The sequence below is a fragment of the Streptomyces sp. WAC 06738 genome (genome assembly GCF_003945505.1).
GTDB lineage: Bacteria > Actinomycetota > Actinomycetes > Streptomycetales > Streptomycetaceae > Streptomyces.
In genome coordinates this window covers 4,601,724-4,627,761 of sequence record NZ_CP029618.1, presented here as the reverse complement: position 1 = coordinate 4,627,761, position 26,038 = coordinate 4,601,724, and the positions used below count along the sequence as shown (strand labels likewise).

24 protein-coding genes are annotated in these 26,038 nt (G+C 66.0%); all 24 read left to right on the top strand.

Annotation, left to right across the window (positions count from 1 at the left end; genetic code table 11):
- Nucleotides 1-6: 6 nt before the first annotated feature.
- The 24 genes from DMB38_RS20265 (at nt 7) to DMB38_RS36195 (ending at nt 26,029) form a co-directional block, all read left to right on the top strand.
- Nucleotides 7-612 (top strand): hypothetical protein, encoded by a 606-nt coding sequence (locus tag DMB38_RS20265; RefSeq protein WP_125936375.1) that lies wholly within the window; start codon nt 7-9, stop codon nt 610-612.
- Nucleotides 596-1,252: a hypothetical protein gene (locus DMB38_RS20260; protein ID WP_125936374.1), complete on the top strand. Its 657-nt coding sequence runs from the start codon at nt 596-598 to the stop codon at nt 1,250-1,252. The genes DMB38_RS20265 and DMB38_RS20260 overlap by 17 nt, the downstream gene beginning before the upstream one ends.
- 141 nt (nt 1,253-1,393) lie before the next feature.
- Nucleotides 1,394-2,377, top strand: a complete 984-nt coding sequence (locus DMB38_RS37500) for a hypothetical protein (protein WP_125936373.1) — start codon at nt 1,394-1,396, stop codon at nt 2,375-2,377.
- Entirely contained in the window at nt 2,377-2,586 is a 210-nt protein-coding gene (locus DMB38_RS20250) for a hypothetical protein (protein WP_125936372.1), read from the top strand. The genes DMB38_RS37500 and DMB38_RS20250 overlap by 1 nt, the downstream gene beginning before the upstream one ends.
- Before the next feature lie 9 nt (nt 2,587-2,595).
- Nucleotides 2,596-3,882, top strand: coding sequence for a hypothetical protein (locus DMB38_RS20245; RefSeq protein WP_125936371.1), 1,287 nt, complete (start codon nt 2,596-2,598; stop codon nt 3,880-3,882).
- A 72-nt stretch (nt 3,883-3,954) separates the two neighbouring features.
- Complete coding sequence (locus tag DMB38_RS20240) at nt 3,955-4,197, top strand: hypothetical protein (RefSeq protein ID WP_125936370.1); 243 nt, start codon at nt 3,955-3,957, stop codon at nt 4,195-4,197.
- 223 nt (nt 4,198-4,420) lie between these two features.
- Nucleotides 4,421-5,101: a hypothetical protein gene (locus tag DMB38_RS20235; RefSeq protein ID WP_125936369.1), complete on the top strand. Its 681-nt coding sequence runs from the start codon at nt 4,421-4,423 to the stop codon at nt 5,099-5,101.
- Nucleotides 5,098-7,104 (top strand): fibronectin type III domain-containing protein, encoded by a 2,007-nt coding sequence (locus DMB38_RS20230; RefSeq protein WP_125936368.1) that lies wholly within the window; start codon nt 5,098-5,100, stop codon nt 7,102-7,104. Before DMB38_RS20235 ends, DMB38_RS20230 begins: the two co-directional genes overlap by 4 nt.
- A gap of 71 nt (nt 7,105-7,175) precedes the next feature.
- Nucleotides 7,176-7,760, top strand: coding sequence for a phage tail protein (locus DMB38_RS20225; RefSeq protein WP_125936367.1), 585 nt, complete (start codon nt 7,176-7,178; stop codon nt 7,758-7,760).
- Between the two features lie 26 nt (nt 7,761-7,786).
- Complete coding sequence (locus tag DMB38_RS20220; RefSeq protein WP_125936366.1) at nt 7,787-8,650, top strand: hypothetical protein; 864 nt, start codon at nt 7,787-7,789, stop codon at nt 8,648-8,650.
- 139 nt (nt 8,651-8,789) lie between these two features.
- A complete protein-coding gene (locus DMB38_RS36975; protein WP_240662386.1) occupies nt 8,790-11,759 on the top strand; it encodes an NlpC/P60 family protein in 2,970 nt (989 codons plus the stop codon).
- On the top strand, nt 11,759-12,490 hold the full coding sequence (locus DMB38_RS20205) for a hypothetical protein (RefSeq protein ID WP_125936365.1): 732 nt from the start codon (nt 11,759-11,761) through the stop codon (nt 12,488-12,490). The genes DMB38_RS36975 and DMB38_RS20205 overlap by 1 nt, the downstream gene beginning before the upstream one ends.
- 8 nt (nt 12,491-12,498) lie before the next feature.
- Entirely contained in the window at nt 12,499-12,783 is a 285-nt protein-coding gene (locus DMB38_RS20200) for a hypothetical protein (protein ID WP_125936364.1), read from the top strand.
- Nucleotides 12,770-13,969, top strand: a complete 1,200-nt coding sequence (locus DMB38_RS20195; protein ID WP_125936363.1) for a phage late control D family protein — start codon at nt 12,770-12,772, stop codon at nt 13,967-13,969. Before DMB38_RS20200 ends, DMB38_RS20195 begins: the two co-directional genes overlap by 14 nt.
- Entirely contained in the window at nt 13,966-14,937 is a 972-nt protein-coding gene (locus DMB38_RS20190) for a phage baseplate assembly protein V (protein ID WP_125936362.1), read from the top strand. Before DMB38_RS20195 ends, DMB38_RS20190 begins: the two co-directional genes overlap by 4 nt.
- A gap of 9 nt (nt 14,938-14,946) precedes the next feature.
- Entirely contained in the window at nt 14,947-16,041 is a 1,095-nt protein-coding gene (locus DMB38_RS20185) for a poly-gamma-glutamate hydrolase family protein (RefSeq protein ID WP_125936361.1), read from the top strand.
- A 101-nt stretch (nt 16,042-16,142) separates the two neighbouring features.
- Nucleotides 16,143-17,666 carry a baseplate J/gp47 family protein gene (locus DMB38_RS20180; protein ID WP_125936360.1) on the top strand — a complete coding sequence of 508 codons (1,524 nt, stop codon included), beginning with the start codon at nt 16,143-16,145 and terminating at the stop codon, nt 17,664-17,666.
- 11 nt (nt 17,667-17,677) lie between these two features.
- Nucleotides 17,678-18,457 (top strand): hypothetical protein, encoded by a 780-nt coding sequence (locus DMB38_RS20175; protein WP_125936359.1) that lies wholly within the window; start codon nt 17,678-17,680, stop codon nt 18,455-18,457.
- 8 nt (nt 18,458-18,465) lie between these two features.
- On the top strand, nt 18,466-21,393 hold the full coding sequence (locus DMB38_RS20170; RefSeq protein ID WP_125936358.1) for a hypothetical protein: 2,928 nt from the start codon (nt 18,466-18,468) through the stop codon (nt 21,391-21,393).
- On the top strand, nt 21,390-23,471 hold the full coding sequence (locus DMB38_RS20165) for a hypothetical protein (RefSeq protein ID WP_125936357.1): 2,082 nt from the start codon (nt 21,390-21,392) through the stop codon (nt 23,469-23,471). The genes DMB38_RS20170 and DMB38_RS20165 overlap by 4 nt, the downstream gene beginning before the upstream one ends.
- Nucleotides 23,472-23,484: 13 nt before the next feature.
- Nucleotides 23,485-23,790, top strand: coding sequence for a hypothetical protein (locus DMB38_RS20160; RefSeq protein ID WP_125936356.1), 306 nt, complete (start codon nt 23,485-23,487; stop codon nt 23,788-23,790).
- 207 nt (nt 23,791-23,997) lie between these two features.
- Nucleotides 23,998-24,819, top strand: a complete 822-nt coding sequence (locus DMB38_RS20155) for a hypothetical protein (protein WP_125936355.1) — start codon at nt 23,998-24,000, stop codon at nt 24,817-24,819.
- A gap of 93 nt (nt 24,820-24,912) precedes the next feature.
- The gene (locus DMB38_RS20150; RefSeq protein WP_125936354.1) at nt 24,913-25,323 is read left to right on the top strand and encodes a hypothetical protein; all 411 of its coding nucleotides are present in this window, start codon (nt 24,913-24,915) and stop codon (nt 25,321-25,323) included.
- Nucleotides 25,324-25,498: 175 nt separating this feature from the next.
- Complete coding sequence (locus DMB38_RS36195) at nt 25,499-26,029, top strand: hypothetical protein (protein WP_164716049.1); 531 nt, start codon at nt 25,499-25,501, stop codon at nt 26,027-26,029.
- Nucleotides 26,030-26,038 lie beyond the last annotated feature (9 nt).

The following is a 26,038-nucleotide window of genomic DNA, read 5'->3' as shown; positions in this document are numbered from 1 at the left end:
GCGGACATGCAGGATCGGGCCGGCTGGAAAAGGGGCCGTTTCGGCATCAACACGGAGACCACCCTTATTCACCGCGCACTGCGGAGCTGGCAGAACCGCACCGGCGACGTCCTCACCTATTTCCGGTTCCAGCGTGACGAGTCGGACATGCACGAGGTCTATGACGAGGCGACCGGCGCCGGCCGCGTGTATTACGGCCGCTGGCAGGTCCCGGCTCTGCACGTCACACACGTGGAGTCCCCCAACACCGACCCCCGCGACAGCGGCCTCTACGTCACCGACACCCTGCGCGCAGTCCTGGAATACGACCAACTCGCCAAATTCGGCCTCACCGAAATGGACATCAAGCACGGCTCGTTCCAGCGCGACCGCATCGCCTACGACAACGTGCTCTATGCCGTGCAGCGGGTCAGTGTCCTCGGCCAGATCCGCCGGCGAGACGTCGTGGTCGTCATCGAGGGCGAGCAGATCCAAAACGACGAGATCGTCAACGACCCCATGTTCACGGACTACCTCACTGACCCGACCGAGCTGCCCGCGGTCAGCCCGCAGCAGATGGCGCAGACCGTGATCCACCCGGAGGAAGGCGCGAGCGATGACCCTTACTCCTGATCTGCCGGCCGGCGTGCCCGCGGTACGGCTCAAGGGCCGCTACATCGCACCCGACGGCACGCCCCTGTCGGGGACAGTGTCCTTCGCCCCGCCCTCGGTGCTCACCCTGCCCGAATCCGACATCATCTCCACCACGGCCGCGAAGGTCACGCTCGATGGCACCGGCTATTTCGAGGTCGACCTGATCCCCACGGACGCGCCGGGCATGTCGCCCGCCCGGTGGTCGTACCAGGTGACCGAGAAGCTCAAGGGCACACCACCGCGGGTCTTCCACATCATGCTGCCGGGCGGCACCGGCACTGTCGACCTGGCGGACATCGCCCCTGTCTCTCCCTACGCCGGCAACTACTTGCCCGTGGCCGGCCCGCAGGGCGCCAAGGGCGACAAGGGCGATCCCGGAGATGTCACCCTCGCCCAGCTCGACGCGCTCGAAGCGAGGGTCGCCCCCCGGCCGCAGGAGTTCACACAGAGCACGCCCAGCAGTCAGTGGACGATCGCGCACACGCTGCCCTACCGGCCCGCGGTGGTCGTCTACGACGTCTCGGGCAACGAAATCGGCGGCTCCGTCGAATACACCGACCCGACCACCGTCACCATCCGGTTCTCGTACGCGGAAACCGGATCTGCCGTATTGCACTAGGAGCCCGCCATGGCCACAACGGATTTCCGGTTTCCAGTCAAGCTGAACAAGCTCCCGGTTCAGGGCCTCGTCCCCGAATCGGCAAGTTCCGCACCCACGTCCCCGGTTGAGGGCCAGCTGTGGACCGACACCGCGGGTCACGTGGTGAAGTTCTGGAACCTGTCCGCCTGGAAAAACCCGCTGGACCGCGGCGACCACACCGGCACCCAGACGGCGAGCACGATTTCCGACCTCGCCACCACCGTGCAGGGCTACCGGCTGGACCAGTTCGCCGCGCCCACCGCGGCCGTGAACGTCAACGGTCAGCGGGTGACCAACGGTGCCACTCCCACCGCATCCTCCGACCTCGCGACCAAGTCCTACGTCGACAATGCCCGCGCAGGAATCGCGGGCGTTAAGGACCCTGTCCGCGTCGTCGCCACGGCCAACGTCAACCTGTCCAGCCTCCCGGCCGCCCTCGACGGCGTCACCCTCGCCGCGAATGACAGCTTCCTCGCCACAGCCCAGACGACCGGCACCGAAAACGGCATCTACACCTACTCCGCCTCCGGCGGGGCGGCCACCCGCCGCACCGATGCCGATTCCACGGGGGAGATCCTCGACGGCACCCTCGTGGCAGTGTCCGAGGGCACCACCAAGGCCGGCGCCCAGTACATGCAGACGGCCACCCCCTCCGGGGCGCCCGGCGCCTGGACCCAGACGTGGGTGCAGTACAGCAGTGGCGGGCAGACCTACACCGCCGACGGCCAGGGCATCGAGCTGTCGGGCACGACCTTCAGCATCGAGCTGGCCGACGCCACCCTCTCCAAGAGCGCCTCCGGCCTGACCGTCGGCCTGGTCTCCATCGCCAAGGGCGGCACCGGCGCTACGGACGCGGCCGGCGCCCGCACCGCGCTGGGCACTGTGGGCAAGTACTCCGCCAACGTCGCGGCTCTCACCGGCGGTTCCGCGCTGAACATCACGCACAGCCTGGGCACCACAGACATCCTGGAGCCCTCGCTCAAGGAGATCTCCACCGGCGAGCTGGTGGGCGCGAAGTTCGTTGTGGTCGACGCCAACACCGTCTCCGTCACCACGTCCGCCTCATACGCGGCCGATACTTTCCGCGTCACGGTGGTGGGCTGATGGTTGCCCGGCAGCTCGCGGCGCAGACAGTGCCCACCGCGGGCGGAAACGTCGTCTCCAGTGACAAGATCGGCGCGGCCAGCGGTGTCGCCTCCCTCGGCACGGACAGCAAAGTGCCCCAGGCCCAGATCCCGACGCCGAAGATCACGGTCGGTATTACCGCCCCCTCGTCCCCCGCGGTGGGGGACGTATGGATCGACACGAACTGAGGCCCTCGTGTGGCTACCCGTTTCTGGCTGACCACCTCCGCAGCCCCCTACACACCGACGACTGCACAAGGTGCCTGGGACGACGCGACTTCCACGGTGACCGGGCTACTCGGCCGGCAGCCGGCCGGCGCCTCGACGACCTCGGCCAAGGCCGAGACCTCGACGGCCCAGAACAGTGTCCTGCTGGGCCGGTGGATCAGCCCGGCGGCACGCACGGCTGGCACTCTGTCCGGCACCGTCTCCTTCACCACCGGCCGCGGAGCCTCCGATTCGGCGGCGGCCTTCGTTACCCGGGTCCACATGTACGTCACGGTTGGGGACAGCAACACCGTGCGCGGCACCCTGCTCGACAACTGGCAGGGGAGTACGAACTGGCCGGTGACCGCGGCTGGCGGGACCGCCACGGGACAGACCATCGGCAGTGTCAGCCTCCAGGCCGGCGACCGCATCGTGGTGGAGTTCGGCTACGAGGCCACCAACACCTCGGGCACCTCGTATACCGGCACGATGTACTACGGCGCCACGGGCACCACTGACCTGGTCTCCGCGGCCACGGCCGTGACGACCGACCCGAGCTGGGTCGAGTTCTCCGGAGCCGACGGACTCTTCAGCGCGCCCACCTCGAACATCATCGACAAGTTCGGTACCGGCATCGGCTCATATTTCGTGTACTGGGGCGGGACGTTCTGGAACTCGACCTGGAAGCGCGTGGCAGTGCCGGCCAACGACCAGTACCCCGGGCTGATGGCCACCGACGTGGGGTACGAGATCACCGGCTCTTCCCACTACGCCGAGATCGTGCACATGCCCACGGGTGGCACCGGCACGGCCTTCTCTGCCGTCGTGCTCGGCCCGACCGACAACGGCACCTTCGTCCGCACGCGGTATGCGCTGGCCAGTGGAAATCTGACGTTCGAGAGCTGCGTCGGCTATTACGACCCTTCTCCGACCACGCTCACCTACGATCCGGTGGCGCACCGCTGGTTCCGATTCCGTGAATCCGGCGGCACCTTCTACTGGGAAACTTCTCCGGACGCGGCTACCTGGACCGTGCGGCGCAGTATGACGACTCCGCAGTGGCTGAAATTCGGGACGCTGCGTACCAACTTTGAGGGTTACGCCGATACGGGCAGTACCACTACCCCTGCTGAAGTCGACAACGTGAACACGTATCCCACGACGATCGTGAAGGTATGGGACGGCAGTGGCTGGGTGCAAAAGCCGCTGAAGGTCTGGAGTGGAAGCGCTTGGGTTGCGAAGCCGGTGAAGGCGTGGTCTGAAACCGCCTGGTTCTAATCGCAATTACCCCGTAAATAACGGTGCGTGCGACGCTCAAACTCCCATGTTGCTTTCTCTCAGGAGGTCTCAATGGCCACGTATGTCCTCGTAGACGCTGACGGCGTCGACAAGGAGATCAAGTACGGCCCGCTGGAGCTGGAGGACCCGAACACGTACGTGGTCCCGGAGGGGCAGAAGATCATGCTGGAGTCCGAGGCCCTGGCCCAGGGCTACCACTACTCCGCGGGTGGTGCGGCGCTGTCGCCCGAGGCGCCGGCCGGCGGGAGTGCCGAAGACGACCAGGGTGATCAGGGCGACCAGAACCAGCAGTAGGACCGCCGGGGGCCTGCCGCTCTCGGGGGTGGCAGGCCCGGCCCTCTCGGAAGGGGACCGCCATGACTGTCGGTCAGATCGTCGCTCTCGTCCTCGTCGTCCTGCTCATCATCGTCATCCTGCACGTGTCAGGGCTTATCTGAGCCATCGGCCATTAACCGGCCACAAATAGCCCCAAGCATTCTGGTTGGGCGATCTACAACCGCCCATACCGGAGTGCCACGTGCCCTTTCTTCTCAACGAAGATAAGGCCCTGAAAGCTAAGTTCCAGGGCCTGATGGTGCATGACGCCACCTCCGGGAGCGATGGCCGCAGGGTCACCGTGCGGTACAGGAACCCCGAGTACGAGCTGGCCGACGCCACTTACCCGCTCGTCCTGATCTCCCACTCGCGGATCTCCCGGGACGAGGACCGGGAACACCGCGGCAATGTGTGGCTCCACTACGCCCCCGAAGGCTATGAGCCGTGGGCGGATATGACGGACCCCCAGCAATCGCCGTACCTCACGCAGATGCCGATTCCGCTGAACGTCGACTACCAGATCGACGCCTACGCGCGGAAAGAAACCCATCTCATCGAGATGACGGGCGCACTGTCCGGGTTCGATTTTCTTCCCCCTCGCTTCGGCTATCTGTCGATCGGTGAGGACGGGACCGTTCGCCGTCTGGATCTGCTCGGCGGACCGGAGTACAGCGAGTCGAAGGACGAACAAGGAAAGCGGCTGTTCGTGGCCACGTGGCTGGTCCGTATTTCCAGCGAACTCTTTGTCTCCGACATTCAGACCCTCACACCTGCGCAGCGAGTCCTTATCAGTTGGCTCGACAAGCGGTTTCTCGATGAGGGGCACACCGTCGAGCTGGACCCCGAACAGGTGGTCACCCTTTCGGAGGCTGATACCCCATGACCACGCCCACCGCATTTCCGTACAAGCGTCCCGGGGTGTACATCTCGGAAACGCTCAAGCCCCTTCCGCAGCAGGTGAGTCCGCCCGGCCTGGCCGTGGGAACATTCGTCGGCACGCATGACGCCGGCCCGTCCGTGCCGATGAAGGTGACGAGCTGGGAACAGTTCATGTCCCTTTACGGTGGGTTCGGAAATGGCCTGAACTACCTGCCCTTCCAGGTCTATTCGTACTTCGCCAACGGCGGTCAGACGGCATGGATTCTGCGGGCCACCCCCACCGACTCCACCATCGCCAGTCTGGTCGTGAAGAACCAGCCGCTTCCCCCGGCCGAGACCATCGTCGCCACCCCCGACGGCACCGCCCCGACCGGCAGTGGCACCGCACCGACCGCTCAGGTCACGGGCGTGCAGCTCGTCACGCCGTCCGGGTCGGTGACGGCCAACCCGGAGCAGACCGCGTTCATGATCGAATGGAACGCGATCACGCCTCTGACTGATGTGGACGCCTACCAGGTCGTGGTCACCAACCCGGCCGAGGGCTCCTTCAACCAACAGGTGTGGGTCGCTCAGCCCGACACCGGCAAGCCCCAGGCTGCCTTCACGGATCTTGCACCCAACACGACTTACTCGGTGCAGATCACCGCGTACAAGGGCGGCACGGCCGGGCCTCCCATGGACACGCCCGCCACCTTCACCACGCTGGTCGGGTACACCAGCGTCGATGCTCTTCAGGTCTCCGCCCGCGGCAAGGGCGCCTACGGCAACAGCATCTACATCTCCACGGCCCCGAGCTGGACCAGCGGCCGGTTCCACCTGTTCGTCAAGTACGGGTCGACCGCGTCCAGCGCGTTGGTCGAGAGCTGGCAGGATCTCTCCCTCAACCCCGCCGATCCTCGCTACGTGGTCGGCATTCTCGACTCGGCGTCGTCCGGCTCGAACTACGTCACTGTCACCAACCTGCTGCCCCCCGCGTCGGCGACGGCCGGCACCGGCTCGACTCCGGATGGCTCCTGGCTGCCCGAGTACGTCACAGACGCCCCGCTGGAGACCGGCACCGACGGCGTCCAGGCCGTCAACCTCGCACAGCAGCTCTCCGACCAGTTCGCGGCCGTCTCGGATGTGCTGCTGGTGAACCTGTGCGGCAACACGGCCATGACTGATCACGTCCCGCCGGCCACCCAGATCAACGCGGCCCTGGCATGGGCCGAGGACCGGCGCGCTGCCTTCGTGGTCCTGGACGTGCCCCGCCAGCCCTCTCCGATCGACTCCGCCGCGGCGACGACGAAGTACACCGAGACCGTGTCCGGCTACGCACCGGCAACCAGCTATGCCGCGGCGTACGGGCCGTGGCTCCAGGTCGCCGACCCGGCCGGCTCTTCGGTCTCCAGCACTCGCGCGCTGCCGCCGGGCGGCGCCGTGATGGGGCAGTACGCCCAGGCGGATGCGGCAGTGGGCCCCAACCGTTCCCCGGCTGGCGTCGCTTACAACATCGTCGGAGCGGTGGGCGTCGAGCACCTCTTCACCACCGACCAGCTCGACACGCTGAACGAATCCGCCGTGAACGTCATTCGCCCCATTCCGAGGTCCGGCTTCTGTGTCATGGGCGCCAGGACCCTGAAGAAGGGAATGCCCGACCGCTACATCAGCGTCCGGCGCATGCTGACCTACCTGGAAACCCTCCTCGAAGACGTCACGCGCTTCGCGATCTTCGAACCCAACGGGCCGGAGTTGTGGCAGTCGTTGGAGGCCCTGGTCGATCAGCAGCTCCTCACTCTCACCCAGGCCGGCCAGCTTCAGTCCACGGTGCCGGACGAGGCGTACTGGGTCGTCTGCGACGCGACCAACAACACGGCGGCCACCGTGGCTCTGGGCGAAATCCACATCACCGTCGGAGTCGCCCTCGCTTCCCCGGCCGAATTCATCGTCATCGAGATCTCGCAGTACCAGGGCGGGGTTTCCACATCGGCATCGACCGACTCCACGGACCAGACGACCACTGTCTGATCCTCAGACCGACCGCCTCTCATTCCTGCTCAGCACGGCGGCCCTTCAGCCCGGGAAATGAGAGGTGAACCGTGGCGACGACGACTACGACCCAGAAGCCTTCGCTCGCAACACTCCAGACCGACCCGCTCCGCAATTTCAAGTTCCAGGTGCAAATCCACCTGGCGGGCTCGACCCTCGACAGCTCCAAGCGCAAGAACCAGCTCGGCTTCATGTCCGTCAGCGGGTTGTCGATCACCACGGACGTCGTCGTGTACCGCCAGGGTGGAATGAACACGACAACTCAGAAGATGCCAGGCCAATCGGACTTTGCGCCCATCACCCTCTCAAGGGGGCTGATTTGTGGCGACTCGGACATCTACGCCTGGCTCAAGCAGTTGTTCATGGTCATGCAGGGGACCGGCGGTAACCCGGGCAACTACAACTTCCGCGCGATCATGGACATTTACCTGCTGGACCACCCGGTCACCACGAAGACCGTCTCCTACAAGGCCGGCTGGAGGGTCTACAACTGCTGGCCCACGAGCATCGCCTTCGGCGACCTCGACAGCGGGGCAAATGGCGTCGAACTCCAGCAAATCACCCTCGCCCATGAGGGCTGGAACTTCAAGATCGCCAACAGCTACGGGCCCGGCTCCGGCATTTCGCTGCCGTAAATCAGCACCCGCTTAAAGGACGACTCATGCCCGAACCCCCTATTGTCCTCCCCGACTTCGAGACCTTCGGGAACCAGTCCATCAACGGCCTGGAAAAGCCCGAAGAGGCCAACGCCGCCACCCAGGCCCTCCTCAAGGAGGACCGGGAAAGCGGCCGGCCGCGCATCGACAACCCCGGGGACAATCAGGTCCCTCTCGCACGCGGAATTCTCCGGGATGGCACCTGGTACCGCGACGCAGAGGTACGCGAACTCAACGGCTACGACGAAGAGGCCATCGCCGCTGCTGGCGTCAGCGGTGACGCCTTCAAGGTCTTCGAGGCCCTGCTGCTGCGGGGAGTGACCGCCGTCGGCGGCGAACCCATGACCCGCAAGCTCGCCGGTGAGCTGCTCATCGGTGACCGCGAACTGCTTGTGATGGGCGTCCGGCGCGCAACGTTCGGACCGGACCTGGAATTCGAGCGCCTCCCCTGCTCGAACTGCGGCGAGCTGACTGACCTCACCGTCCCGCTCGACTCCGTCCCTCTCGTTCATCTCGAAGACCCCGAGCGCACGGAATTCGAAGTACCCCTGCGCAAGGGCGAGACGGCCATCGTGCGCCTGCCCACCGGCCAGGACCAGACGGCGGTTCTCGGCATCAAGGGCAACCGGGCCAAGCAGGATTCGGAAATTCTCTCCCGCTGCGTCCTGCGCCTGATCCGGCCCGACGGCACCGAAGTACGCCGCCCGCCGGTGCAGAGCATCTTCATGGCCGACCGGCAGACCATCCTCCAGTTCCTCACCGACACCCAACCCGGCCCGCGGCTCCTCGACTTCAAGTGGACGCACGAGACGTGCGGAGAGGAGGTATCGCTGCCGATCTCGCTGGCCGTCCTGTTTCGCGGACTGTGACTACCAGCGGGCCTTTTCCGACATCGAAATCCTCGCCCGGTTCTACTCCTGGTCACTGAGCGAGATCAAGGCCCTTTCCGCTCGCGAGCGCCACCACTGGCTCCTGCGCGCCGCCTGGGAAATCGAGAGGAGGCAGTAAATGGGTACTCCCCCGCCGCCGCCCGGCCCACCCACACCCAATCCCGCCGGGGGCCGCCTCTTCGGCGCAAACAATCTCGGGCAGCAACTCGACGCGCTCACCCGGGCATTCACCAACTTTACGAATAGGTTCGCGAGCACGGCCGGCCTGTCCACGATGGGCTGGCACGCGACCAACGCGGGCGCAGGGCAACGCTTGGGGGACCAGGCAGACCGCCTCCAGCAGCAGTCCTACCAAGCGCAGGGGGCGCACAACGCCGCCTACCAGCGGATGCAGGACGAGGTTCAGCAGCAGCGAATCCGCTGGCAGCAGTACCAGCGCACCCAGAACCGCATCATCAGCGACCCGCGCTCGACGGTGGCGCAGGAGGCCGAGGCCCGTCAGCGGCTGCGCGAGGGCGCGCAGCTCTACCGGATTCGCACCGACGCCATCGACCGTGACTGGGACCTGCGGCAGAACAGCTTCTCCTCCCAGATGACGCGCATGAACGCGGACATGGATCGGCTGCGCAGCCAGCAGACGATGCAGACCACGATGAACCGCATCGCCATGGCCGGGCAGGTCGGCGGGGCGATCGTCGGTGCTGCCCGCTCGTACTACTCCGGCGGTTTTGAGGAAATGCTGGGGCAGTTCGAGCGGCGTGCCTCACTGTTGCGGCCCGACTGGGGCGGGAGTTCCGGTCACCGCGCCCGCGTGCTGGGCCAGGAGATGAAACGTTACGGCACCGTCATGTGGGGCACGTCCAACGAGGACGTTTTCGCCGGTGCCAGCGCAATTCTTCAGCAGTCGCCACTCGACCAGTACGCGACCAACATGCGGCGAGCCTCCGCCGCGGCGTATATCACCCCCGGTCTGGGAATCCAGGGCGCTGCCCAGATGCAAAACGAGCTGGGCACTGGTCAGGCGTTTTACGCGTCGCAGATGTTCGGTCTGGCCCCGACACGGTTCGCTGGCGGCGCACTGAACTCCCCTGCTGCCATGGCCCTCTCCCTGGCCCAGCGGGTCAACAACGGCGGCTTCGGCAACCTCACCGGCGGTCAACTCGCGGCACAGATGGCCCAGGGCGGCTCCCTGTCCATGTCCATGGCCAACTACGCCCGCGCTGCCGGACTTTCGGGCCAGACCATGGAAGCGATGCGCAACCAGACCGAGCTGCTGCGCGATCTGATGAATCCCGCAAAAAAGGGACTGCGCGGTCTTTCGTCCGAAGAGGCCCTCAAGCTCATCGAGGACGCAGGCGGGCGGGACTCGGCCGGTGAAAAGGCCCGTGCGCGCATCCAGAAGTACGCGCCGAGCGTCGGAGACTCCTACCAGGACGCCCAGCGCTACCTCCAGGGTCTGGACCGGGAAGGCCACCTGCCCGCCTCCGCGTCGTTCCTCGACGCGGCAAAGTCGAGCGCCAACACCCTGGCCGACATCCACACGCTGCTTCAGAAGGCGCTCGGGCCGTTCGCCGACTGGTTCGGTGGGCTCACCGGCGCTTACAAGGCCGGTGGCCCCGTGGGCGGCACCGTTAGCCGAGTCAAGGACGCGGGCTCCGGCTTCATGTCGGGGGCCCGCTCCGGATGGAACTCGGGACCCAACGTTTTCTTCGGCGACTGGGGCGCAGGGACCGACCAGTCCTCCTGGGCCAAGTCCGCCTGGCACGGTCTCACCAGCCTCTTCGGCGGTGACTCCGGTACCCCGGAGTCCAAGCAGGGCGGCAGTAAGAAGACCTCCGACAAGAACAATGACTACCCGGGCGCCGGCGTGATGAAGGCGCTCGCCTTCGCCAATACGCAGGTCGGCGACAAATACGTCCTCGGCGCGAACGGCCCGGACGCCTGGGACTGCTCCAGTCTCGTGCAGCATGCCTACGCCGCGGCCGGCGTCAAGCTGCCTCGCACCACCTACCAGCAGATCCACAAGGGGATTGAAGTCCCCATCGACAAGGTCCAGCCCGGTGACCTCGTTTTTTACAAGGACGTCAGCCACGTCGGCATCTACGCCGGCGGCGGCAAGGTCATCGAGGCGGCGAACCCCACCCGGGGCGTTGTCGAGGGCCCGATGTACGGAAAGTTCAAGAGGGCCAGGCGCATCCTCTCGGGTGGCGTGGAAGCCACGGGGACGCTTGACGGCGACCAGAGCGACCCCACGAAGGAGAACGGCTCCACTGCGGACAAGGGCGGGTTCACCGTCGCCGGCCCCTACGGATCGGTCGAGGAGGTTGACGCCCTCGCCGCGGCCCTGGCCGGCGGCGCAGGCACAGCCCAGACCGGTGGCAGCACTCCGTCGGCGACGCAGAACTCCGAGGCCACCAGCGAGGATTCAGGGGGCGGCAACGCTGGCAAGGACGCGCCGCACAACGTGCAGGCCAACGTCAAGCTCGGCAAGAAAATGGCCGCCAAGTACGGTTGGACAGGCACCCAATGGGACGACCTGTACAAGCTGTGGCTTGGCGAATCCGGCTGGCGCCACTGGGCGGTGAACAAGGATTCAGGCGCTACGGGAATTCCTCAATCGCTTCCCGGTTCGAAAATGGCGTCCGAAGGTTCCGACTGGAAGACAAACCCCGCAACGCAGATCGCGTGGGGCCTGAAGTACATCAAGGGACGCTACGGAAACCCCGGCAACGCATGGGCCAAATGGCAGGCTCGCAGCCCGCATTGGTACAAGGACGGCGCGTGGGATGTCCCCGGGCAGGCGGGCGAGGGTCTCGACGCCAAATTGCACGGCGGCGAAATGGTGCTGGAGCGCAACACCGCCCACACCGTGCGCCAGGCCCTCCTCAACCAGGGCCTCACCCCCTCTCCTGGGCAGGGCTCTAACTCGCCTGCACCCACAGGGTCGGTGAATCTCCACTTCGGCGCGGGCTCCGTCGTCGTGCAAATGCCTACTGCCACCGCCGAGGGGGCCAAGAGCGCCGCCCAGGCATTCGTCTCCCACATCGCGGCCGACGACCGGATCAAGTCCATGATGGGAGGCTGGTGATGGCCGGAAAGAAGAAAAAGAAGAAGACAGACACAGTGACCCTGCCGGGTACCGGCATCACCGACAACACCTTCGACCCCCGCATCCAAGCCATCCCCTCGTACCAGTCGACTGACGAGGGCGGGGTCAATTACAAGCTGTACCGCGGCTACATGGTCACGGCCTTCCCGAAGGGACACTCGGGCCGCTACTACATCCTGAACTTCCTGTACAACCCTTCCACGGTGCAGGTCAGTCACGGTATCGACGCCGCGAACCAGGTCATGCCGGCCTACACGAGGAGCGACCAGGACAGCGGCACGCCACTCATCGCGGCGGGCGGAACGCTCTCCTTTTCCCTGCTGTTCGACCGCAGTTACGAGATGAGCGACCCCAGTCAGTGGAACACCATTGAGGGAACCTACGGGGTTATGGCCGACATCCACGTGCTGTACAACCTCTGCGGCATCAACATGAAGCAGCAGGTGTGGAGTTCGGCCACCTCATCAGATGCCGCCAGCAGTCAAACCGGGGACGTCATCGGCATCATGCAAATGAACCCGTGCTGGGTGCATTTCAACCAGGCCCGGCACCTCTTTTCCGACAAACTGCCGAACCTGTCGCGGATGAGTTATTTCGGATACCTCAACAGCCTGGACATCCAGTACACCCACTTCACTCAGCGCATGACTCCGGTGCGGTGCGCGGTCGGCGTCAGCATGCAACTAATGTCCACCGCCGGCTGGGTCTAGGAGGCATCGTGGCCATCGATATCACCTCGCGGTACCAGCGCAATGAGACGGCCCTGGTTACCGACCGTAACGGGAATCTTCAGCTCGCCATCCTGCACCGCGCCCCCACAGACCAGAGTCTCCGCGTGACGGATTACCGCTGGCGTGCGGATGAGCGGGTCGACGACATCGCCGCGCGGTACTACGGCAGCGAATCGTCCTGGTGGATGTACGCCGAAGCCAACCCGACCATTCTCGACTGGACCCAGGTGCCGGCCGGCCAGCAAATCATGGTGCCCCGTGGCCTGGCGTAAGATCTACCGCCCCCACCTGTACGCCAAGCTCCCCACGCTGGAGAAGGGGGCCTGGCTCTCCGAGGTGTCGGTGTACCAGGCCGAGGGTGCGCACCAGGTCGTCGAGCTGACCGTGATGCACACCTACAACCCGGCGTTCCCGGCCCAGCAGTGGCGGACGCCGGCCGGGTCGGTCTGGCCGGAGAACACCCCCGTCCATCTCCAATATGGCTGGTACGCGGACGACTCCGCGGACTGGTACGGGTACGTGGCCTCCTCCCGTGTCGTGGCCAACGAGAGCGACCCCAAGTTCGGGCACGCCGTGCAGATCCCGGTGGTGTACACCCTGACCGGGGCCAGCATGCCGATGCAGACACGACGCAATCGCACCTGGAGCGGCACGACCGCCTCGGCCGCGGCCCGCCAGATCGCCCAGGACTACAACCTCCAGCCGCGCGTGGACGCCGTGACGCACGTCTTCGAACAGAGCACGCAGGCAAGCAGCGACTGGCAGTACTTGGTCGACCTGGCCGACCGCATCGGCTATCGGCTCTACTGCGACAACACCTCGCTCTGGTTCACCGACCGGCGCACCGTGATGCAGGCTCCTGACGGGACATGGCCCGTTTTCTGGCAACGCAAATCCCCCGGGTTCATCGACTCCCTGCGGGAATTCAGCGCGGTGGTGGGCGACACCGACCCGGCCGGTGGGCTCCGCGCACGTTTCGAGACCACGGCCTACAACCGGACCTCGGACATTCTGACTCACAGCACCTACACCCAGGACCGCACCACGGTTCAGGGCCAGAGCGTCGACCCGCTGCTGACTCAGCAGTACAGCATCCGGCCGGCGGGCTCTTACGCCCAGTCCCAGCGGCTGCTCGGCGCCGAGGCGGACTGGCTGTGGGTGGAGGCCCGCGCCGTGACCAACGGCGACCCCCGGCTGCGGCCCGGCGCCCTGGTCGAGCTGCGCGGTGCGGGAATCGGCGATGCGAACGAGGGCCTGTGGATGGTCCGCTCGGCTGTCCACAGGATGTGCATCAACCAGCTCTATCCGCAAAAGAGCCAGTACGACACCACCCTCACGGTCGGCCGTAACGACGCGCGGAAACTCGACCTGGGGGTGCTGGACAGGCCACGAAAGCCCGCACCGACCGTGCTGGTCTCCGGCCGCTGGCGGGCTGCCTATACGGGAGGCTCGTCATGACCGCCCTGTTTGGTGTGTACGCCGGTCTGGTCGTCGCCACCAACGACCCGCAGAACCGTCGCCGCGTGCGGGTGCGTGTCCCGCAGATCACCGGCACAGCAGTGTCCGGCTGGGCCGAGCCCGTTTCCTACGGGACCGTGGCACCGGGAGACAAAGTCACTGTCGCTTTTGAGGGCGGCGACATGAATTACCCGGTCTACTGGCCCCGGAATACGGAAACGGTGGCGCCTTGGACGCCGCTGCCGCTGGAGCCGGGCTGGACCGTGTCCTCCGCCGGCACCCCGGTCTACCGCACCACCGAGGACGGCATGGTCGAGCTGGCGGGGTCGGTGGAAACGTCCACTGCCATCAGCCTCGGCTCCACCGTGAAATTCGCCAGCCTCCCGGACGGAGCCCGGCCCCTTGAGACCTACCGGGCCACCACCGCCACGGTCTACCGCAGCGCCTACAACGCAAAAATCGCCTACGGCGAATACCGGACGACGACCACCACCACCAGCACCACCTACGTGACCGACTCCAACGGCCCGTCCTTCACCTTCGTCTCGCCGGGCAGTGGTCAGGTCGTCATCGTCTTTGGCTGCTTCGCACAGGCGGGCAACACCACGGCTCGCTGCCTGATGAGCTGCAAAGTCACCTCCGGGTCCACGATCCTCGCCGACGGTGACGACAACCGCTCCGCCGAAAACCAGGGCCAGGACAACGGCTCCTTCTCGAACTCGCGCACCGTGACCGGCCTGACGCCCGGGTCCACCTACACCGTGACGGCTCTATACCGCACCGACGACTCCAGCCAGTCTGCTTCTTTCGACAACAAGTGGATCGTGGTTTATCCCATCGGGTTGCACGACACCCCCGCCGCCCGGATCACCATGCAGCCCAGCGGTGACCTCCAGGCGCTGTTTCCCATCGGGGCTGCGTCCCCCTACGACATGTCGCTGACTGGCATCCGTGCCCGCATCGTCTGAGGAGCAGCCGTGACGACCTATCCCTATTTCCGGACTCTGGCAGCGTCGAAAACCCTCGGCATCGACTACGACATCAAAAACCGCTACGGCGTTGGCGACTACCTGGTCTACATCGCCATTCACGGCGGGGCCATCGAGCCGCCCACCTCTCAGCTCGCGACGTACTGCGCGGACACGACCGGCGCCTACTACTGCTTCGAGGGCCTCTCCGACCTGACGGCCGACACCCTCGCCTTGCCCGCGGTCACGTTCGACGAGCCGTTCTGTCAGGTCAACGTGGGCAACAGCTCCCGTGCCATCAGCTTCCGCGGAGTGGAGGACCAGCGAGAGAGCGAGGAGGTCGTCTACATCTCCGGCCTCGACGACGTCCTCGTGTCCCTGCTCACCCAGGAGCTGACGACGGCCGGCTTCGTCTGCGACACCCCGCCCCTGCGGTTCGAGGGCAGTGACCCGCGGAACATCGTCAACAAGACCCGGATCAACGCCGGCGTCCAGCTCGACCTCACGCGGTCCCTACGCGAGAGCTTCTACGCCAGCGGTGACCTGTCGCAGGCCAGCGTGAACAACCCCGCCAACCGGCTGACGCCGTTCTTCGCCTTCGGTGACGCCGTCAAGCGGGCCGCCGCCCAGGTCCCGCTCAGCGTCGATGAGGAAGAGGTTCCGCCGGTCATCTCCGCCACGGGGCCCGCCGACACCTCAGCCAGTGTGGCCATCCGCACTCCGTTCGAGATCGACCACACCGGGGCAGTGGCCTCCACCACCGACCAGCGCGAGCAGCTCCTGGACCGCGTCCACGCCCTGGTCGGCACCCTGCCGGGCGAGCGCGTCATGCGCGCGACCTACGGAGTCCCGACGTCGGCCGCCCTGTTCGCGGTGAACGCCGAGGCCGCGCACGCCCAGCTTGAGCGGGCCGTGCTCGATGCGGTCGCCCAGTTCGAGAAGTCGGCCGTGGTCAACGCGGTCGTCGCCGATGTGGACAACGAGCTGGGCACCGTCAACGTCAACGTCCAGGTATCCCGCAACGACACTCCCGGAGCCGAGCAAGACACGGTACGCACCGTCGGCGTCCTCGTGGGCGGCACGGTCGTGGCCACCGGCGGGTAGGCCATTAACGGAGTGTCGCCATAAACCGTAGAATCCCAATATCGGCCGGCACACATTTATGACTCGATCCCGCTGGCGGGGACCGAGAGGAAGTGTGTGCAGTGGCAGTCGACAGCGGGTCGGTAGCGAATATCGACTACACGTCGCGTGACTTCACGGGCTACCGCGATTCCCTCCTCGCGTACGCGCAGCAGATTCTTCCCGAATGGACGTCCCGCTCTCCGGCAGACTTCGGCGTCGTCATGGTGGAGTTGTTCGCCTATATGGGTGACATCATCTCCTTCTACCAGGACCGCATTCAGGACGAGAGCTTTCTGACCACGGCCACCCAGCGCTCCAGCGTCGTGGCCATCGCGCAGCAGCTCGGCTACCAGCCTCACCCCGCGATCCCCGCCACCGGCCAAGTCGCCTTCAGCCCCGCCCCCGGCCTGACCTCACCGGTGACCCTGCCGGCCGGCACGCAGGTCATCACCGCCTACATCCCGGCCCTGGATAGGCCCATCACGTACGAGACGACCACGGACGTCATCGTGCCGGCCTACACCACCCCCGTCCCCCAGATCGTCGCTCTGGTCGCCGAGGGCGCCACCCAAGGCAGCCGCTCGCTGGCCCTGTACGCCTCCACGTCCGGCCAGCCGGCCACCACCGTGCGCGTCGAGGACGTCGGTGCCAGCGACGGCACCAAGTCGCAGACCTTCAGCCTGGCCCAGAGCCCGGTGCTGCTCGACACCGTAAGAATCTTCATCGACGACGGGGTGGGCGGCACCGAGTGGACCGCGGTCGATGACTTCCTCCTGGCGCAGTCCTCCGACCTGATCTTCACGGCGGTCACCGACGACCAGGGCGTCACGCAGATCACGTTCGGCGACGGTGTCAATGGCGCTGTCCCGGCCACCGGCCTGAAGATCACCGCCGCGTACCGGACCGGGGGCGGCTCCTACGGCAATGTGCCCCAGTCGTCGATCGTCGACCTGGCCGAGTCCGTCCCTGGTGTGGTGGTCGCCGGGTCCTCCCCGATGGCGGGCGGCGCCGACCAGGAGACCATCGACCAGATCCGCATCAACGCCCCGCGAGTCTTCCGGGCCCAGGGCCGCGCGGTCAGCGCCCAGGATTACGCCGACCTCGCTCTCACCGTCGCCGGTGTCGCAGACGCCCGAGCCGTGGTCCGCTCCGCCAGCGCCGTGACCATCTTCATCATCGGCCCGAACAACATCCTCCCCTCGGAGGGGCAGCGGGACACCGTCGCTCAGTACGTACAGGCACGCTCCCTTTCCGGCGTGGTCGTCAACGTCGTCAACGGCACCCTGGTGCCGGTCAACGTCGGCTCCAGCACACTGCCCGTCCTTATTTCCGTCCAGGCCCGCTACCGGCGCGACACCGTCAAGCTCGCCGTGCAGCAGGCCATTCAGCAGGTCTTCACTCCGCCCGAGACGACCTTCGGCTCGCGGATTTCCATCTCCCGTATCTACAAGGCGATTCAGGACGTCCCGGGAGTCGACTGGGCGGTCATTCAGATGATGGCCCGCTCCGACCTGACGCAGAGCGGCACAGCCGACGTCGTATGCCGTGACCAAGAAATCCCGATCGTCGGCAGCATCGTTATCACCGCCAGCGGCGGAGTATAGGAGCCCGCGCCATGCCCGCTGTCTACCCCATGTCGGTGCGGAGCTTCACACCGAAAACCGACAACGTCGACACGATCTGGGCCGCCCACGTCAACGACCTCCAAAACGAAATGGCGGCCGTCGAGCGCACGGTGGGCGCCAACCCGCATGTGTGGTCGGGCTGGTGGCCGAGCGGGAACACGGCATGGCCGCCGAAGACCGGCACGATGACCGTGAAGACGCCCGCCCCGGTGAGCAACTTCGGCTCGGCCAAGACCTACTCCACCGTGGCCGACCGACTCAAGTCCATGCAGCAGCAGATGACCTGGCTGACGCTGATGACGCAGCTCCTGGCCGGCCAGGGCGGACAGAAGCCGGCCCCGCCGCCTGCCGCTGTCATCCGCGCCCCCGGCATCAAAGTACCGACTGGCGAAGGCGCGTGGACTCCGTTCAAATGGGGCGCAGCCGATTACGACCCGAACCACATGTACCACGGTGGTTCGAACATCTACGCCCCGGTGACAGGATTCTGGGACATCACCGTAAACATCTGGGCCGATTCCACGGTGCGTTACTCGCACGACCTGCATTTCTTCCATGTGCGGCTGATGCGCGGAAACGATGAAGTCGCGGGCCAGGACAGCATGGTGGAAACCCGCACGTGGATTCGCCACCGCATCAACATGGCATGGCAGGGCCGATGGAACGCAGGCGTTCCGATTCAGGTGCAGGTGAGCCAGCACGGCGCGGTCGACAACACCGTGGATGCCAACTGCAACATTTCCCTGTCGTTCGTACGCAACCTGACGTGAGGTAGCGAATGGGCGTCTACGAACTCGACATCTACGCGAAAACCCTATACGGCGCACCCCTTTTCGTTTCCTTCCAGTCGACCATGTCCGCCGAGCAGCGCGGCTACGGTGCACTGGAAGTCTCGTGGAGTACGCCGATTCAGTCCGGCTCCAGTCAGATCATCGCTGGAGTCAAGAGCTGGACCCGGCTGCGCCTGGTTCGTAACTCCTACGGTGTCCCGGAGACGGAAGACGACGGCTGGGTGATCTTCGAAGCCCCGGCCGGCGCAGGCGGCGGCACCGGGGACCCCGAGAACCGGTTCCTGGACGACACGGTCGTCCCGGCCCAGGTCTACTACTACGCGGTGTTCGTCAGCACGGCACCGGACACGTACGACGCCACGATCACGTACTACGCCGGAGACCTCGTCACCTACAGCAGCAAGGTGTACGCGGCCACCACCACCGTCACCGGACTCCAGCCCGACACCAACCCCGGCTCCTGGTCGCTGACCGGCATGACCGAGGCGTGGTACCGGTGCGGCGGCTGCGTGGGCCTGGCCGCCAGGGATTTCAAGCACAGCGAGCTGCTGTACGACCAGATCCCACGCCCGTACAAAATCGACGTCGTCGAAAGCACCGCGTCTGCCATCCCCGTAAACGAGCAACTGGCCAAGTTCTGCCGGATCTTCGGCTACTACTTCGACATCATCAAATGTGAGAACGACCAGCTGCTCCGCATCAACGACGTAATCCGTTGCAGCGACCGGCAGTTGTACCTCCTGGCGCAGGAGATGGGCATCGCCCAGCAGCTTCCCGCGCTGCCCGAGCTGCGCCGCACCTACGTCGCCAACGCTGCTCTCATTCAGCGCGACCGCGGCAGCGTCGAGTCCACCCAGGCTCTCGTGAAGGCCGCGACCGGCTGGGACTCCGACGTCCTGATCGGCTACAACGAACTGCACGACCTAGACGAATCCGCCTTCGCCTCGCCCACCTACCCGGACTGGCAGCGCGACAAGGTCTACTACACCACCGCTGGCAGCCAGCTCTACTCGGACATCGTCGGCTACAACGGCACTCTGTACGCCGCCATCGGCACCCCCCGCCGGGACTCGGTGTACCTGTCCTACACGGGCTCGAACCCCACGAGGACCGGTACCGGCACCATCGTCAAGGACCCCGACCGGGTCGCCGACCCCTACCCCGGCTATGTCCGCGTCACCGGGGCTGCCTCCGGCGACTCGATGACGTACACCTTCGCCGCGCCGGCCGCCGGCTCCTACACCGTCCTGGCCGTCCTGATCGCCGACCCGGCCGGCGGCATTGTCGACGGCACGGTCAACGGGGTCGACGGAGGCATGGTGCCGGTCGACCTGTACAGCTCCACCCGCCAGCAGATCCCCATCGTGACCGTCGGCACCTTCACGCTCACCGCCACGGGCAACACCCTCACCCTGACCTCGACAGGGAAAAACGCCCTGTCCACGGGCTACGACATCACCATCTCCTACCTGCTCCTGCTGGGCAGCGGAACCAACCTGAACATCCCGCCGACCGGCAACGCCCAGTCCGCCGCCAACTGGCAGGCCATCACCGCGAACACGCTCAAGGACACCCAGAGCGAATGGAACCCGTTGACCGGCGGCTACGGCAGTTGGAATCTGTCACTGCCGAGCGGCACCATCGACCCCGACGTCACGGCCACCACCACTCCGGACTGGTGGATCTCTCCCCAGGGCGCGTCCGTCGGCACCTCCAGTCCCGGCACCGGCAACTCCCTTAACTACACGGCACTTTCGTCATCCGGCACCCGCGAAGTGTTCCTGTCGGGCCTCGTGCGTGCGAACCCGTGGGATGCCACCAACACGTACTACCCGGGGCAGGCATGCACCTGGAATCCGCTCGGCTGGGCCAGCGCTCCCGTGTACGTCGCCGTCGCTCAAAGCGTCGGCCGGCAGCCCGACCTCAACCCGGACAAGTGGCGCTTCACCGCGTACAAGGCCAACACGGCACCCGAGACCAGCCGCATCCTGACCGACTCCGTCTACACCCCGAAAGTCGTCTCTTGGTCGGCCACGCGCTCCTACAAAAAGGGCGATCGGATCTCCTGGAGCGGGCATCTGTATGAGGCCGCCCGCCCGTCCCTCGGTATTTATCCCAGCGGCTACAACACCGACAATCTGTGGTGGCGTTGGTGTGGCCTGAATATCCAGCGTTATACGTTCAGCCTGTACCACAACCGCACCTCGACAGCGACCGGCGAAGACGTCCGCCCCTTCATCAACTGGTATAACTCTTCCGGAAGTTACGGCGGAATCGCCTACGTCCAAAGCGACGCACAGCTTCTGTTCGACCGGTTCGAGACCACGCCCACCTACCCGCAGGCCACGGGCACCGGGGCGCCTGCCGGATGGACCGTGCCGACGGCCGGCCAGCACGGCGTGCCTGTCCCGTGGAACTACACCCGCGGCACCTGGGCCAACACGCGCGGCACGGTCTACCCCACCGGCTGGAACTCGTCGGCCACGCTGGAACGCCAGGCAGGCCGGGTCCTGTGGTTCCAGCGCGACTGGGTCTACCCCACTGTGCCCACCGGACAGCAGGGCGAGCAGGCGTACGTGACGTTCATGTCGCTGCCTGACAACTCGGCCGCCACGATGGAGCACGGGATCGTCTTTCGTTTCACCCTCAACACCGCCTACTGGCTCGCCTCCCGCGACCGGCTCACCTACACCACCCTCACCGTCTCCGGCGGCAATGTCACCGCGGTCAACGTCTCGGTCGTTGCCACCTGGACGCCGATCTCCTACGGCGAGCGCATGCGGGTGCGCAACAGGTCCGGAGACATCCTCGTCGAGGCCCGCGGCTGGTCGGGCTGGCGCACGCTCGCGAACGTCTCCGACACCCGCAACAACACTGCCGTCGGCTACGGCCTGCTGGAAAGGGTGCGCCCGTGACCGTCCCCATTCCCCTGACGCTGGACGGCACGTCGCCGAGCACCGGCGAGTTCAATCCCGCCCTGCGGCTCATCACGCTCGTGTCCATGACAGCCGGCCGCAGCACCGGCAACGGCACCATCGCGATCACCTACTCCAATGTGCCGGGTGCCTTCACGGACTTCGCGGTCGTGGCGTACGGGCCGTCGGTCTACTCCGACCCTGCCTTCAGCCACCCCACCTCCGCCACCATCCGTCTGGGCGGCACCGACCCCACGAACACCTGGAAACGGCTGTCCGTCACCGTCCAGGCCCGCAACTCCTACTACTCCCCGGGCCCCATCGGCGCGATCTACGGCGTGTACGACTATGCACGCCTCGGCGTGACCTCCTCCGCCATGGCGCTGAACGAAACGCAGCAGATCGCTTACGTGCAGTTCGAGAAGACGCCGCCCGGCATCGACACCGACACCTCACAGTTCGGCAGCAACCTCTTCAGCATCGAGCAGTCCTCGTACGAGGGCCGCACGATGTACACGCCGGTCGGTGGCGGCGGCGAGACGGCCTACATGACCTTCACCCGCACCAACGAGTACACGTCGTGCGGCGAATTCTCCGGGAAATTCGTCTACCAGTCCCCGCCGGCCACCAACTCCTATCAGGCGGTGGCCCAGTTCGGCACCTACCCGAACCTGATGGCCAAGCGCCAGACATACGCCGACGTCAAATACCGCACCTTCACTGCCGGCGAGGGCACCCCGGACAACCCCAACGGCGGCGGGGTCCCGCTGGGCACCCCCATCGCCGCGCCAGCCGTGCTGACGCTCGCCCCGCTCCAGACCGCGCTCGTGCGCGTCGAGCCCGGCGTCACCTATCAGGCGCAGGTCTCCGTGGCGGCCGAGGCCGCCGGCCAGACCCTCCAGTGCGCCGTGCTGCGCTACGACGCGAATTTCAACCTGATCGGGACCTTCGTGGCGGGTAGCTCGGTCACCACGGCGGGGGGCTTCAAGTGGCAGCAGGCCGCGGCGACCCTGACCATGGACAGCACCGCCGCCTGGGCCGCGGTCGTCCCCCGGGTCACCTCCGGCGGTGCCAGCTCGGTGCACTTCTACGTGGACGAGCACCGCATCTGGGTGCCGTCGACCCTCGCCACCAAGAGCGCGGGCGCTTCACCGGCCAGGGCCTGGCAGGCCCCGCGACAGCTCATCATTAAGCTCCGCGCCACCCGCGTGAACTACGCCAAAAACCCCAGCTTCCAGAACTCCCTTTGGGGCTGGAGCCAGGAAAAGGACGCGTCGCTCTCCTCGACCCTGACGCTGGTGACGGGCGGCGGCATCATCGGCAACGCCGCGCAGTTCAGCATGACCACTGCTCCCACGGCCACTCTGGTCAACGGCACCTCCCCGCGCACCGGCGTGATCTCCCAGGTCACACAGCCGGCGCTCGTCGACTCGCTCAAACCCGACACGGTCTACACGGCGTCCGTCTACGTCCTGCCGACAGCCTGCCCGGTACCCATCACGCTGTTCGCAGGCGACGGCACGAACATCATCCGCGGTACTTCCTCGCCGATTTTCGACCCGACCGGAAACACCACCTGGTCCCGGTTGTCGGTAACGTTCAAAACCTCCAGCACCTACGGCGGCTCGCTTCGCCTCTACCTCGGTTATGCGGCCGACGACGTCGCCACGGTGTTCTCGGCCGTGCCGCCGGACAGCAACGACGCGGTGTGGACCCTCCTACCGCAGTTGCCAACCGCGGAACCCACCTGGTCGCAGTCCATCCCGTACACGGCCGGCGCCGTCGTCCAGTACGCCGGCTCTGTGTGGCAGTCCCTCGTGACGAACGGCCCCTACGCCAACGTCGGCCCGCTCACATTCCGCTACGACCAACTGCTCGTCGAGCAGGCCGACAAGCTCGGCGACTACTTCGACGGCAACCAGCCCAGCGCCGACTACATGTGGGAGGGCACCCCCGGGGATACCCGCTCGCACTATTACCGCGGAAAAAGGGTCAGCCAATACCGTCTGGATCAGCTCATTCAACGGCAGATCGGTGTGGGCGCCTCCTACCGCCTTGTGTACGCGAGCGCTCCGTGACCCGGGATACGCCATGCACTTGCTCGTCCTTGCGCTCGCCACGTTCTTCGTCTGGGAATGCCTCGTACGCCCGATCATCGGGGCGCTGTGTTCTCTGCTGCCGGTGCCCGAGATGGTCGCTGCCTACGTGAAATCGTTGTCCGCTCTGGGCATCGCGTTCGCGCTTGAGCGCTGGGTCGACCCGGATTTTCTGCTGCCCCTCGCGGCGGCCTCCATTGCGGGGACGCTTCATCTCCTGAGCCGTTCGAGTGAGTCACCTCGAATTGCCACCGTGACACGTGGCAGGGCCAGACGGGGGATGCCAATGCCTGGACCGTGAGGTCAGAGCCGCTGTCTCACCCTGGCGGCCCCAATTGAGCCAGGCGAGTGGTCTTAAACGAAATTGCCCTGTCGCATCTATTTCCGACGGGCCATCAGGGGCACTATCGCTGACGCCCACCCGATCAACCCATGTGAGGTAAATATGGCTTTGCGGACAGTCACCTTGGGGGTTCTGGGGGAAGCCGAGGTCGCAGGGAACCTCGTCGTGGACACCCTCAACGCCCACTTCTCCCTCGGCTCCGAAGACACAGAAGGCTATTTCGCCCCGTCCGACCGCTACGCACTGAGCGCACTCATCCCGGCCGGCGAGACACTCACCTCCCCGGGGGTGCACGCGTTCTGGGAATGGATCGTCCGCTGTGAGCTGCCCTACAAGGTGCTCTTCGACGAGACCATGAACGAGCGCACCGACGACATCCTCGGCAATGTCGACGACCCCGAGGAAGACATCCTCATCAACTGCACCGACCCGGACAACGGCATGGTGGAGCGGCTCGCCAAGGCCGAGAACCCGATGCTCCTGGTCCTGTCGACCGAGGGGAAGTTCGACGATGTGGCCGCCGGCGCCGCGGCGGCAGCCCTGCGCGAGGGTATCCCGGTCCACGACCTCTCGCGCATGCTGCTGGAGGTCACCTGGCAGCACCTGCCCGACCACGAGCCGCCGGAGGAAGCGGCCCTGGAGGTCGAGGCCGACGGACAGACGGCGCTCACCGTCGTCAGCGACGCCCCGGACGTCACGCTCACCGCCCAAGAGGCCGCCACCGTCAACCAGGCCCTGATCGACACGGAAGGCTTCATCGACGTCGTCTTCGGCCAGATGGTCAACTCCGCGGCCGAGCTGCGCCAGGACCTGATCCGTGCCCGCTCCGTGCTCGCACCCAAGCCGGAGATCCCCGCGGACACCGAAGACGGCACGAAGCCGCGAAAGACACGCCTGGAGATCTTCAACGAGAAGTCCGGGCAGTGGGAGCCGGCCGGCCGAGGCCGTCCCCCAAAGGACGCGCAGACGCGCCGGGTTCCCGCCTGACAAAGAAAGACCCCCGACGGACATTGACAGCATTCCGCCGGGGGCCGCACTTCTGGCTGCCACGCCATTCGACACATTCCACCGGGAGTTTACATGAGCCTCGAAATTCCCGTAGACGAGATCCTCGCGCGAGTTCCTGAAAGGGCTCGGACCGCGTACACAAATCTCGTTACTCATCGGGACAGCCGGTACGACGAACTCACCGGGTGGTCCTGCGCCTATATCACTCAGCAGGATCTCGCGGACGAAATGAAGGTCTGCCTCCGCACGGCCACCCGAGCCCTAAGTGACCTGCGCACCATCGGACTTGTGCGCATTCTCGCATGGCCCGGAGCCAAGACCGAGACACAGGTGCGCGTCGGCGCCGTCTCCATCGCCAGCGTCTTCGGCCCCATCCGTATGGCTCAGGAGCAGATGCCGCACCACCAGCTCGTGGACTGCGCAATCCGCATGCTCGTCAAATCGAACCGCGAACTGGAGGACCACATGCCGGAGAGCGAGTAACTGACGTGACGCAGCAACTGACGCATCGAGCGTGCACATACGCGCTCAAGCAAAAGCACCAGCTCTAGCTCCAGCAAGAGAACTGCTAAATAGAAACCTTCGGTTTCTATTAGCTGCCCGCGAACGTCTGTTCGCGTGCAGTTTCTGGTACGCCACACCACCAGGAGACACCGACATGGCTCGACGCCACATCGACCCTGACTCCGAATTCGACGCCACGGCCTGTGCCCGGAAACTCCTCCAGGACGCTTCAGATTCCGCTCCAGCCCCTCAGACCTCCTGGACCCCACCCGAGCCCGCGCCCCGCCGCGTACGGCGCACCAGGGGCCGCCTGTACGGCCCCGACTCCGTCGCCGGCCTCTGCGATTACTTCTCCCGCTCCTGCCCCCCGCTGAGCTGGGCCGGAACTTTGGAGATCGGCAACCGCCAAGCCCTCATGACGGTCTTCAGCGAACTGCGCCACGGCGTCGGCCTCACCCCCGACGACTGCCGGGCCCTAGTCGACCTCTACATCAGCCGCCTCGCCGGCCGGGCGCCCTCCAAGCCCTACATCTGGGACTTCAAATGGCGCCGCTACGAGCTGCTGCGCGCCCTGCGCGCCACCGGCGTGACCGTGACGGCCGCGGACTACGAGAGCTGGCAGGCCCCGGCCACCCACGACACAACCACCGCCGACGCCTTCGCCGCCTCCTGGGAGACCCTGTGATCACTCGCC